This window comes from Mycobacterium sp. 852002-10029_SCH5224772 (genome assembly GCF_001667315.1).
Taxonomy (GTDB): Bacteria; Actinomycetota; Actinomycetes; order Mycobacteriales; family Mycobacteriaceae; genus Mycobacterium.
Genome location: NZ_LZHT01000089.1, coordinates 77,810 through 91,026 on the forward strand (window position 1 = coordinate 77,810; position 13,217 = coordinate 91,026).

Sequence of the window (13,217 nt, forward strand, 5' to 3'; positions counted from 1 at the left end):
CCCTTTCAGCCTCAAGCGGCGTCGGCGGGAGCCAGCTTTCCGTACAGCAGTTCCGCCAAACCGCGAATGGTGCCAATGGTGGCGATGTCGGCGGGCGTCACACGGATGCCCGTTTCGGTCTGGATGCGGGTAAGTAGTTCGAGGCCGCCCAGCGAGTCGAGGCCGTACTCGGACAGCGGACGGTCGGGATCGATGTTGCGGCGCAGGATCAGGCTGGCCTGGTCGGAGATCAGGCGCCGCAGCCGGATGGGCCACTCGTCCAAGGCCAACTCATCGAGCTCGGCACGCAGCTTATTTGTGCCCGTTGAGCTTTGCCCGTTGGATCGGAACGCTTCGGCGAAGGGACTGCGCTGGGCGAACGCGGTCAACCACGGTGTTCCCGTTATCGGCGCATACCCTGTGCAGGCGCGGTCGTGGCGCAGCAGCGCTTCGAACGCATAGGCGCCTTCGTCGGGAGCGACGGCAACGTCGGCGCCCGCGGCCAAGGCGGTGCCGCGTCCTATCTGCGCCCAGGCACCCCATGCGATCGCGGTGGCCGGCAAACCCCGAGCCCGTCGCCAGCGGGTGAAGGAGTCCAGCCAGCTGTTGGCGGCGGCGTAGGCACCCTGCCCGGGCGACCCCACCAGCGCGGCAGCCGAGGAGAACAAGCAGAACCAATCCAACGGCTGCTCAGCGGTGGCGGTGTGCAAATTCCATGCACCGGAAACCTTTGGTGCCCAGTCATGCTCGATGATCTCGTCGGTGATATTGGTCAGCGTGGCATCCTCGATCACCGCCGCCAGATGCAGCACACCGCGCACCGGAAGCCCGGTGGCGGTCGCCGTCGCCACCAATCGCTGAGCCGTACCGGCCTCGGCTATGTCGCCGCACTCCACCACGACGTCGGCACCGATCTCGCGGATGCGCTCGATCGTTTCCAGCGCCTTGGGATCTGGTTGCGAGCGCGAGGACAACACGATACGCCCGCAACCGGCCCCCGAACCGGGAGAAGCCATCTTCTCGGCCAAGTACAGCCCCAGGCCTCCCAGCCCGCCGGTGATGATGTAGGCGCCGTCGCCGCGGAAAATCTCCACCTGCGCGGGCGGCACCACTACGCGGCTGCGGCCGGTGTGCGGGACATCGAGCACGAGTTTGCCGGTGTGCTGGGCGCCACTCATCACCCGAATCGCGGTAGCGGCGTCGGCAAGCGGGTAGTGCGTGCTTTCCGGCATCGGCAACGAACCGTCCGCGGTGAACCCGTACACCGTTTTCAGCAAGCCTCGCAGCCTGTCCGGATGGCTGAATGACATCAACGCCAGGTCGAGGGCGTAGAACGTCAGGTTGCGCCGGAACGGCAAGAGCCCCAATCGGGTGTCGCCGTAGATGTCGCGTTTGCCGATCTCGACGAATCGTCCACCGAACGCCAGCAATTCGACGCCCGCGCGCTGGGCAGCGCCGACGACCGAGTTCAGTATGATGTCCACGCCATAGCCGCTGGTGTCACGGCGGATCAGGTCGGCGAACTCCACACTTCGCGAATCGTAAACGTGCTCAATGCCCATGTCGCGCAATAGTTGTCGACGCTGATCACTGCCCGCGGTGGCGAAGATCTCGGCTCCCGCGGCCCGGGCGATGGCGATTGCCGCCTGTCCAACCCCGCCGGTCGCCGAGTGGATCAGCACCCGATCACCGGATCCGATGCGGGCCAGCTCATGCAGGCCGTAATAGGCGGTGGCGTGCGCGGTGGTCACCGCCGCCGCCTGGTCGTCGGCCAGGCCGGCCGGCAGCGTGACCGCCAGGCGCGCGTCGCAGGTGAGGAAGGTACCCCAACAACCGTTGGCGCTCAGGCCCCCGACACGATCACCCACCTTGTGGTCGGTCACGTCTGGCCCGACCGCGGTCACCACGCCGGCGAAGTCGGTGCCCAGCTGCGGTAGCCGGCCCTCGAAGGCGGGGTAACGGCCGAACGCAACGAGCACGTCGGCGAAGTTGATGCTGGACGCGCTGACCGCGACCTCGATCTGTCCCGGTCCCGGTGGAACGCGGTCGCAGGCAACGAGTTCGAGTGACTCCAGATCACCGGGTGTACGGATCTGCAGGCGCATCCCGTCGCACTCGTGGTCGGCGACCGCGGTCTGCCGCTCCTCGGGGAGCAGTGGAGCAGGGCACAACCGCGCGTTGTACCACGCGCCATTTCGCCAGGCGGTCTCGTCCTCCTCCGAGCCGGCGAGCAGTTGCCCTGCCAGCTGTTCGGCGTCGGTGGACTCGTCCACATCGATCTGGGCGACGCCCAGATGCGGGTGTTCCATGCCGATTACCCGGACCAGCCCCCGCAACCCGGCCTGCCCGAGGTTGGGCACGTCGTTGGACACCACACTTTGGGCATTGCGAGTCACGACATACAAGCGCGGCGGTTCGCCGGGAAGGTCCGCCAACTCGCGGCCAATGCGCACCAAATGTCGCACATAGTTCCGGCCCAGCAGCGCAGACTGCTCGTCAGCGTCGCCGTTTTTCGGTCCGGTGAGGATCACCACACCGGTGAATCCCCCCGCGCGCAGATGATTTCCCAGCTGCTCCGCGTTCGAGATGTGGTCGGCCTGCTGCGGCCAGGACATCGTGGTGCAGTGCACTCCATGGTTTTTCAGGGCGTCGGCCAACGTGCCGGCCACCACGTCTGCGGTGGTGGCAGTGCCGATCAGCAGCCAGCTTCCGGCGTCGGTGTGGTCCGGCTCGGGCAGTTCTCGTTGCCGCCATTCGATGGTCAACAGCCGCTCGGCCAGCACGCGATCTTTATTGCCGCTCTCGGATGCGCTGGTGCCCACTCGCAGCCCCTGCACGGTCAGCAGGACTGCCCCGTGCTCGTCGAGCACGTCGATGTCGGCCTCGACCCCGGAGGTATCGGCTTTGGTCACCCGCGTGTAGCAGTAGTGGGCGTTGCGGGCAGCGCTGTAGGAGCGGAGTCGACGGATGCCCAACACCAACCCCAGCGCACCTTCGCCCAGGGCCTGGACGTCCGGATGAGCTTCAACGGACTGAAAACAGGCATCTAGCAGTGCGGGGTGAACGCCGTAAGCCGCTTGTTGCGAGCGGATTTGGCGCGGTAGCGCCACCTCGGCCAGGACGGTGCATGTCCCCTCCTCGCCGGTGTGAACGTCGCCCAGACCGGCGAACGCGGGACCATACTGAACGCCACGTTGGTCCATACGCTTGCGCACCTCGGCGCCATCGTCGCAACTCGCATGCGCGGCGAGTAGCGCGGACACGTCATACGCGGGCGGCTGCTCATCCTGTGCGGCACCCAAGACTGCGGCCGCATGCTGGGCCTTTTCGCCGCCCTGATTCGACTCAACGGTGAAGTCGACGACGCCCGGCGAGGACAACGACGCCGTGGCGCCGATCGTGGTCTGCTCATCCAGCAGGAGCACCTGCTCGAAGCGGATGTCATGAACCTCGCCCGTTTCGCCCAGCACAGTACGCGCGGCCGCTAACGCCATTTCGCAGTAGGCGGCTCCCGGAAGCACGACCACATTGCGGATCTGGTGGTCGGCGAGCCAGGGCTGGGCGGCGGTGCCGATCTCGGCCTGCCACAAGTGGCGCTCAGGTTCCTCCTGCAAGTGCACGTGCGAGCCCAGCAACGGATGTACGGAAACGGTGCAACCACCATGTGTTGGGGATTCCTGACCGCCGCCGCTCAACCACAGCCGACGGTGCGTCCAGGTCGGCAGCGGCGCCTCCACCAGCCGCCCGCTCGGGTAGAGCATGGCGAAATCGACTGCGGCGCCCGCGCTGTGCAGATCCGCCACCAATCCACGCAGCCCGTGCGGAAGCGCTTGTTCACGGCGCATACCGGCCTGAGCGGCCATCGGCATCTCGCGACTGCGGGCGGTCTGCTCCAGAGCGCGGATGAGCAGCGGGTGTGGCGCCAGCTCGGCAAAGACCCGGTAGCCATCCTCCAAAGCGGCCTGCACGGCCGTGGCGAACCGCACCATGCGGCGCATATTGTTCGCCCAATAGCGGGCATCGCAGACTGGCTGCTCGCGCGGGTCGAACAGGGTCGCCGAGTAGAAGGGAACTTCCGGTGTCGTCGGGCGGATCTCGGCGAGTGTCTCGATCAGCTCGTCCATGATCGGATCGACTTGAGGCGAATGAAAGGCGACATCGGTGGGGACCTCGCGGGCCATCACCTCACGCTGCCCCCAGGCCGCGACCAGGTCGCGAACCGTTTGGGCGGCGCCGGCGATCACCGTGGATTGCGGCGACGCGACCACCGCCACCACGACGTCTTTGATACCGCGTGCCGTCAACTCCGAAAGCACTTGCTGCGCAGGCAATTCCACTGATGCCGTGGCGCCGGCACCGGCGACGCGAAACATCAGCCGTGAGCGGCGGCAGATAACACGCAGCCCGTCTTCCAGCGACAGCGCACCCGCGACAACGGCTGCGGCGGCCTCGCCGAGAGAGTGCCCGATGACCGCGCCCGGGCGGACTCCATAGGAATTCATGGTGGCCGCCAGCGCGACCTGCATGGTGAACAGTGTCGGCTGGATCCGGTCTTGACCGGTCACGATCTGCGGCGCCGACATCGCCTCGGTCACTGAAAACCCAGACTCCTGCGCGATCACCGGCTCGGCCTGCGCGACGGTGGCGGCAAACACCGGTTCGGTGGTCAACAGGTCTGCGCCCATCGCAGCCCATTGCGATCCCTGCCCGGAGAACACCCATACCGGTCCACGGTCGTCCTGCCCGACCGCGGCCGGATACGGAGTATCGCCGTCGGCAACCTCGCGCAAAGCCTCTGCGAGCTCGGGCCGGTTGCCGGCGATGACGGCGGTGCGTACCGGGCGGTGCGCGCGGCGACGCGCCAGGGTATAGGCCAGATCGGGCAACGCCAGATCGTCATGTGCCCCCACCCAGTCGGCGAGCCGGCCGGCGGTGCGGCGCAGTTCGTCGGCCGAGGTGGACGACAGTGGGAACAGCAGTGGCGCCGTCGTCGACGCTTCGGCTGAGACAGGTTCGGGCACAGCGGCTTCGGGAGCCCGCTCAGGCGCTTGTTCGACGATGGCGTGCACGTTGGTTCCCGACAGCCCGTACGACGAGACCGCCGCCCGCCGTGGGTGGCGCCCGTTGGTGACCCACGGTGTAGTCTCCTGCGGGACAAAGAGGTTCGTATCGATCCGGGCAAGGTCATCGGGTAGCCGGGTGAAGTGCAGATTCCGGGGGACCACACCATGCTGCAGCGCGAGGATCGCCTTCATCATCCCGAGCGCTCCGGAGGCCGCCTGCGCATGGCCGAAGTTGGTCTTCACCGACGCCAGCGCGCAGGGGCTGTCGATGCCATAAACGTTGGCCAGGCTTGCGTATTCGATCGGGTCACCCACCGGGGTGCCGGGCCCGTGCGCCTCGACCATGCCGACCGTGCGGGCGTCCACACCCGCGGCGGCCAAAGCCGCCTGATACACCGCGGTCTGCGCGGTCTTCGACGGTGTCGCGATGTTCACTGTATGACCGTCCTGATTGGCGGCCGTCCCGCGCACCACAGCCAGAATCCGATCACCCTCTCGTAGCGCGTCGGACAGCCGCTTGAGTAGCAGCATGACGCTCCCCTCGCCGCCCACGAACCCGTCGGCCGCGACGTCAAAGGCATGGCAGCGCCCGGTCGGCGACAGCATTCCCTCGGCTGAGCCCGCGGAGAATTTCCTCGGGTCCAGCGCCAGTGTGGCGCCGCCGGCCAGGGCGAGGTCGCTCTCGCCCTCGTGCAGGCTGCGGCACGCCAGGTGTATCGCGGTCAGACCCGAAGAACATGCGGTGTCCACCGTCAACGCGGGACCGTGGACGCCCAGGGCATAGGCGATGCGCCCGGAAGCCAGGCTGAAGTTGCTGCCGGAAAACCCGTACGCCCCCTCCACGGAGTGCGCGTCGGCGGCCAGCAATTGATAGTCGCCATGCGTCAATCCCATGAACACGCCGGTCCGGGAGTCGGCGATGCGCTCCCGCGTGAGACCGGCGTGTTCCATGGCCTCCCATGAGGTCTCCAAAAGCAACCGGTGTTGCGGATCCATCGCGGTCGCTTCCCGCTCGTTGATCCCGAAGAACTCGGGATCGAAGCCGGCAACGTCGTTAATGAATGCGCCCCACCGCGATACCGACCGGCCAGGCACACCCGGCTCGGGATCGTAGTATTCATCGGCGTCCCAACGGTCGGGCGGGATTTCGGTAACCAGGTCATCGCCACGCAGCAACGCGTCCCACAATTGCTCCGGGGAGTCGATGGCTCCAGGCAGCCGGCAAGCCATGCCGATCACCGCAACAGGAGTGACAGGCATGGTGCCGATCACGGGCGAAGAATCGGTCGAAGGCTGGCGCTGCATAATGTCGTCGATCTGGTGTGTAGTCATTTCGCCTCCTTGGAGCAACGACGAAGTAGCTTGTCCGTCGTGCGCACACCGTCACGTTCTGATAGAGCTTCGAGTGGTTGGCCGCACAGCAGCGATTGGCTGCCCGTGCCGTCGTCGAACGGGTTGCTACTCACCAGTCCTCCAAATTTCGCTGTGGCATGAAACCGAAAAGTTCGGTGCACTAGCCGTCTCTGACCGGACGCCCGAGAGCGGTCTCGACGAAGTGCATGATCCAGAGCGTCGTGGGTTTCAATCCTGTTGTCAGGCTTATCAAGTCGGTAGCGTAGTCAGGAGCTGCACATAGAGTGGTGGGCGCCGGCCGACAGAGTGGTGGTCCCTGCGCGACAGTAAGTTCCGCAACCGTAAATTCGTGTCGTAGCGCGGATTACATTCTGCGACAGCACTATTCGTCGAGCCCGCTGACTTCGGCCCATACGTGGCGGCACGGCCTCACACCCGAGACGGCGGCGCCGTGAAGCAGCCGGTCCCGGTTGACGGAGCCCACGACGAGCTACATCTCCCCCGCGTCGATGGATTCCTTGACCTCCTGCGCGCGGGCCACCTGCGCGGCGGTGTACCCGATCAGCAGCGCCACCCCACCGAGCAGCACGACGACGCCGCCCAGCCACAGCAGGCCGTAGGTGTAGCCGCGGTCCAGCGCATGCAATTGCGCGGCATCCATGAACTTCACCGGCCCGAGGGTGCCGCCCAGGGATAGCGTGCGGGACGTGATGGCGGCTTGGATGATGGCCAGCACCAGTGGCCCGCCAAGGGTCTGCAGCATCAGTGCAATCGCCGACGTCGGCCCGATGCGGTCGAAACCGACGCCGGCGATCACCGATAACGTGAGCGTGACGAAGACCCCGCCGACGCCAATAGCGCCAATGATCAGCGGCACAACAAGATTTGGGAAGTACGGCACGCCGCGGTGGAAGGTCGAGCCGTACAGCGTCGCGACCAGAATCAGGCTGCCGCTGGCCATCACCAGCAGCCGCGGCGGGAACCGCACCACCAGCTTCGACGCCACGCCGACCCCGATGGCCATCGCGATGCCGAACGGGATGAAGGCGATGCCGGCGCGCAGCGGACTGTAGCCCATGATGGTCTGCACATACAGGCCGACCAGCACGGTCAGGGTGAAAAATATCCCACCGGCAAGGAACATGCCCGCGAACGTGGCCAGCCGGTTGCGGTCGAAGAACAGGCTGAACGGCACGACGGGGTTCTCGGCCCTGCGCTCCACCACGACGAACGCAGCGAAAGCGGCCAGAGCCACCACGCCTGAACCGACCGTGATGGCCGACAGCCACCCCTTTTCCGGGCCCGTCGAGAGGCCGAACACTGAGGCGGTACAGGTCAACGTGGCCAGCACGGCCCCGGCGGCGTCGAGCTTCATCCGCTCCTTCTGAGTTTCCTGCAGCGTGATGACGGCCAGGTAGATCACCGCCAGCCCGATCGGCACGTTCACCAAAAATGCCAGCCGCCACGACACGTCGGTCAGCGCCCCGCCCACCGCCAGGCCCAGCACCCCGCCGAGACCGGACATCGCGCCGAACACCGCTGTCGCAAAATTACGTTCCCCCCCCTTGGGGAACGTGGTCGCTATCAGCGCCAAAATCGTCGGTGTGGTGATTGCGGCGGCCCCGCCGTGCAGCAGCCGTGCCGATATCAGCATGCCCCCGTCCCAGGCGATGCCGCACAAGGTCGAGGCGAGGGTGAACAGCGCGACCCCGACGATGAAAGCTCGCTTGCGGCCGATGGTGTCACCCAAGCGGCCACCCAGCAGCATCAGGCCGCCGAAGGTCAGCATGTAAGCGGTAATCACCCAGCTCCGCGCGGCATCCGACAAACCCAGCTCGTTCTGGATCCTGGGAAGCGCGAAGATCGCAACGGGGCCGTCCATCGACACCATCAGCTGTATGCCGCCGATCGCGACAACTACGGAGACGAACCGGCGAGACCGCAGCAAAGCCGGAAAGCGCATCTTCGTGGGGCGCAACGTTGTCGGTTCGACGGCCATCTTGAACCGCTATTTCGCCGCGGCGCTTTGAGTGATGACGGCCTCGAAACGCTCTTTGCCGCCGTGCGTCGGGGACCGCCCAGGAAAGTTTTCAACCCTGATGAGCAGGTTTTGTACCAGTTGGAAGAGCACAATGCGCGCTCGAAAACCGACTCCCTGCGGCTGCATATCGCTCACCACAACGTTGCCGAACACATCGTGCTTGATCTTTTGCATGAATCCGGCCGCTCTTTGTGATGTCGATCTTGTCCCAATCCAGGAAGGCGCTTTCGGTGCAATCATTCCGTGCGCGCACTTTCAGGTTCTAGAAGGACTTTGAGTTGTTCGCCATACAGGACGAGCGATTCAGGATTCATCATTTCTTGGTGCCTACAGTCGACCGGGTAGCTGTTGATGTCGCCAGTCACGTACGGACGCCAACTTTGCAGAGGAGGCAAACTCAGATCGGCCTCATCCCCCACAGCGGAAAATATGGTTATATCGCCAGCGAAGACACCGGGTTCGTGGCCTACAGACAACGCCTGGTTGCTGTCAATGTTTTGAACACCCAAATCCAGAAGCTGTTTGTATCGAGCAAATTCGACAATTCCTCGTTCGCGAAGTAGTCCTTCAACCCGGTCATAAGTCAGCGGCTCATCCTGATCGGGAATGTCTATACCACAGAACCGCAAAACCTCTGCTAGCACGTCCTGCTCGCCCAGGGTCGGTAGAGTTGCACCGCTATCGATAAATAGCAGAGCGTCAAGAAGGATGAGGTGTGCGATTGAGCATCCGCGTCGCTGGAGCTCGATGGCAATCTCATGGGCGACAACGCCTCCAAACGACCAGCCGAGAAGGTTGTAGGGCCCGGTAGGATCAACCCCTTGGATCCGATCCGCATAGTTTTTCGCCATATCGCGGATTGACCCAGCTTCAACCTCGCCATTTTGCGGGATTTGTTGAATTCCAATGATCGGGCAGTCCAGGTAATTGCCTAGAGCGTGATACGGCCAGACCAGCCCGCCCCCGGGATGAATGCAGAACAGCGGATCACCGGTGCCCTCCTTGAGGAACTCAACAGGGACCACTTCGATCTCGCTGGCATCTTGGCCCAACTGCTGACTCAAGCTTCTAACGGACGGCGCGTGGAACAAGGTGCGCACCGCAAGGTTCGTATCCAGACTGGTGTTGATCGCCGCGATGACCCGCATCGCGGACAGCGAATCCCCGCCCAGGTCGAAGAATGAGTCGTCGACTCCGACCCGCTCGAGCCCGAGAACCTGGGCGTAGATGCTGGCCAAGATCTCCTCGGTGAGAGTGGCCGGGGCGCGATACCGATCGACATCGGTGTATTCGGGTGCCGGCAGGGCCCGGATGTCCAGTTTGCCGTTGACCGTCAACGGCAGGGCGTCGATCGCCACCACCGCCGCAGGCACCATGTAGGCCGGCAGCCGCTCGACCAGCGCGGCGCGCGCCTCGGCCGGGTCGGCAGTCCCGGTGACATAGCCGATCAGCCGCTTGTCGCCGGGGCGGTCCTCACGAGCGATCACCACCGCCTGCTCCACTCGGTCGAGTGCGGCCAGCGCCGCGCGCACTTCACCGAGTTCGATGCGATAGCCGCGGATCTTTACCTGCTCATCGGCGCGACCCAGGTACCGCAGCTGCCCATCGGCGCCCCAACTCACGAGGTCTCCGGTGCGATACATGCGCGTTCCCTGCGCCCCGAACGGGCAGGCCACAAACCGCGACGACGTCAACCCGGCCCGGCCCACATAGCCAACCCCTACTCCGGCGCCGGCTACGTACAACTCACCGACCACACCCGGCGGCACCGGACACAACCACTGATCCAGCACGAACAACGCCGCACCCGGTAACGGCGAGCCGATTGGCGGCACCCCCGAACCCGCGACCAAGGGCGCACTCCTGGACGCACACACCGTGGTCTCGGTCGGGCCATACTCATTGACCATCATCCGCCCCGGCGCCCACCGCTCCACCACCTCGGCCGAGCACGCCTCACCGGCCACCAGCAACGCCATCGACTCCAACCCCTCAGGGGAGAGCATCGCCAGTGCAGACGGCGACTGGCTTAATACACTGACCTGTTCAGCGACCAGCAAGGCGTGCAAGTCTTCCGCCGAGCGTGTCACCGACTCGGGCACCACCACCAGCCGCCCGCCGTGCAACAACGCACACCAGATCTCTTCCACCGAGGCGTCGAAGGCCAAGGAATGCGACTGCGCCCACGCGGGCGCCTGCAGGTGGATATCCGGCGACCCGAACAGCTGGGTGACGTTGTGGTGGGTGATGGCCACGCCCTTGGGCACCCCGGTGGTGCCGGAGGTGTAGATGAGGTAGGCGATGTTGTCGGGGGCCGGCGCTGGCAGTGCCGTGCTGGGCTGGGCGTCAACAGCGGGGTCGTTGATGTCGATGACCCGCAGGTCGTAGCCGTCGAACCGCTCGGCCAGCTCGGTGGTGGTGATCGCGGCGATCGGCGCGGCGTCGGTCACGACGAATTCGATGCGAGCGTCGGGATGCGCGAGGTCGATCGGCAGGTAGGCCGCCCCGGTCTTGAGCACGGCCACAATCGCCACGATGGCCTCGGCGGAACGGGACAACAGCAGCGCCACGCACTCTCCCGGGCCGGCGCCCAGGGCGGCCAACAAGTGCGCCAACCGGTTCGAAGCTTCGTCGACCTCGCGGTATGTCATCGAGCGACCGAGGCAGCTGATCGCCACTGCCTCCGGTGTGCGGGCCACCTGGGCAGCGAACGACACCGGAATCGACACTTCTGTCGCCGGCTGGGTCAACACCACCCGGTTACCCCACTCATCCAGGCGGGCGTGCTCACCCTCGTCCAACAGATTCACCGACGAGAGCCGTCGTCTGGGGTCTGCGGTCATCGCTACCAACACCCGCTCCAACTGCGCGATGAGCGCCTGGATGCTGGCCGCGTCGAACACATCGGTGCGAAACTCGGCCGACCCGCCGATCCCAGCGGGCTCACCGGCGGAGTTCCAGCGTTCGCCCAGGGTAAATGTCAGGTCCATGCGTGCGACCTGGGTGTCCGCCGACAGCGGCGTGACCTGGAGATCAGCCAAGGCCAGTCCGGGGGCATGGTCATTGCATTGCCCGGCGAAGTTTTGCCAGGCCAACATCACTTGTACGAGCGGGTGATAGGCCAGGCTTCGGGTGGGATTGAGCCGCTCTACCAGTGCCTCAAAGGGCACGTCCTGGTGCTCGTACGCGGCCAGGCCGCGCGTTCGCACCTGAGCCAACAATTCGGCGAAGTCGGGATCACCGCCCAGATCGACGCGCAGCACCAGGGTGTTGACGAAGAATCCGACCAGCTGATCGAGTGCGGGATCGCCGCGTCCGGCGATCGGGAACCCCACCGCGACATCGCTGCTGGCGCTGAGCTTGGCCAGCAGCACCGCCAGGGCGGCCTGGATCACCATGAAGCTGGTTGCGTTGTGCTCGCGGGCCACCTGAGCAATCCGCTGCTGCAGCTGCGCCGGCCAGTCCACCACCACACTGGCGCCGCGGTAATCGGCCACCGGCGGGTAAGGCCGATCCGTCGGCAACGCCAGCCGCTCCGGAAGCCCCGCCAGCTCCCGCTCCCAATAACCCAGCTGCGCCGCGATCGGACTGTCGGCATCGGCCACATCACCCAGCTGCGCACGCTGCCACAGCGTGTAATCGGCATACTGCACCGGCAACGGCGCCCAACCCGGGGCGTGACCCGCACACCGGCTGGCATAAGCCACCCCCAGATCAGCCACCAGCGGAGCCATCGACATGCCGTCGCCGGCGATATGGTGCACCACCGCCACCAGCACGTGTTCGTCGTCGGCGACACGGAAAAGCCTTGCCCGCAACGGGATCTCGGCGGCCAGATCAAACGAATGACCCACCGCGGCACCGATGGCTTCGTGCAGCCGGCTTTCCGACCAGCCGGTGGCATCAACGATCTGCCAGCCGAAACCGGCCCGCTCGGCCGGGACCACCACCTGCTGGGGTATCCCCTCGACCGCGGGGAACAGGGTGCGCAGGCTTTCCTGGCGTGCCACCACATCGGCCAACGCCGCCCCCAACGCCTCGGCATCCAGGCTTCCACTGAGCCGCAACGCCGCCACCATGTTGTAAATCGGTGAGGGCCCCTGCAACTGGTCCAGGAACCACAACCGTTGCTGGGCAAACGATAACGGCACCACTGCGGGCCGCTGCACCGCCACCAACGGCTCAAGCCGACCTGCGCTCGCACCGATACGGACTGCCAACTGCGCCACTGTGCGCGCCTCGAACAAGGCGGGTACCGAGAGATCGGCATCCAAGCTGGTGTTGATCGCGGCGACGAGGCGCGTCGCCAGCAGCGAATCACCACCCAAATCGAAGAAGGAGTCATCGACACCGACGCGCTCGATGCCGAGCACGTCGGCGTAGATGCCGGCCAGGATCTCCTCGACCGCGCTAGCCGGAGCGCGGGACCCGGCATTCTGGTATTCGGGTGCCGGCAGGGCGCGGGTATCGAGTTTGCCGTTGGGGGTCAGTGGCAGCGCCGCCAACACCACCACCGCGGCCGGCACCATGTATTCCGGCAGTCGCTCGGCCAGCGCGATACGCAGTTCGCCCGGATCGACTGTCCCGCTGCTCGATTCGGTGACATACCCCACCAGCCGCTTGTCGCCGGGTCGGTCCTCGCGCGCGATCACGACGGCCTGCTCCACGCCCTCCAGGGCGGTCAGTGCGGCCTGAATCTCCCCGAGTTCGATGCGATACCCGCGGATCTTGACCTGCTCATCGGCACGGCCCACATACCGCAGCTGCCCATCAGCACCCCC

At 65.6% G+C, this 13,217-nt stretch carries 4 protein-coding genes; all 4 read right to left on the reverse strand.

What is annotated here, in order from left to right; all coding sequences use genetic code 11:
• Nucleotides 1-11: 11 nt before the first annotated feature.
• On the reverse strand, nucleotides 12-6,374 hold the full coding sequence (gene pks2, locus A5775_RS16230) for a type I polyketide synthase (protein WP_067254334.1): 6,363 nt from the start codon (nucleotides 6,372-6,374) through the stop codon (nucleotides 12-14).
• A 511-nt stretch (nucleotides 6,375-6,885) separates the two neighbouring features.
• Nucleotides 6,886-8,394, reverse strand: a complete 1,509-nt coding sequence (locus tag A5775_RS16235; RefSeq protein WP_067254338.1) for an MFS transporter — start codon at nucleotides 8,392-8,394, stop codon at nucleotides 6,886-6,888.
• Nucleotides 8,395-8,403: 9 nt separating this feature from the next.
• A complete protein-coding gene (locus A5775_RS16240) occupies nucleotides 8,404-8,610 on the reverse strand; it encodes a hypothetical protein (RefSeq protein WP_067254342.1) in 207 nt (68 codons plus the stop codon).
• Nucleotides 8,611-8,672: 62 nt separating this feature from the next.
• Nucleotides 8,673-13,217, reverse strand: a 4,545-nt coding sequence (locus tag A5775_RS16245; protein ID WP_156660726.1) for a non-ribosomal peptide synthetase, incomplete at its 5' end; no start/stop codon positions are given.

Bases quoted from the DNA above. Each gene is read 5' to 3' on its own strand.
- pks2 (WP_067254334.1), bottom strand. From the start codon at position 6,374: ATGACTACACACCAGATCGACGACATTATGCAGCGCCAGCCTTCGACC.
- A5775_RS16240 (WP_067254342.1), bottom strand. From the start codon at position 8,610: ATGCAAAAGATCAAGCACGATGTGTTCGGCAACGTTGTGGTGAGCGAT.
- A5775_RS16235 (WP_067254338.1), bottom strand. From the start codon at position 8,394: ATGGCCGTCGAACCGACAACGTTGCGCCCCACGAAGATGCGCTTTCCG.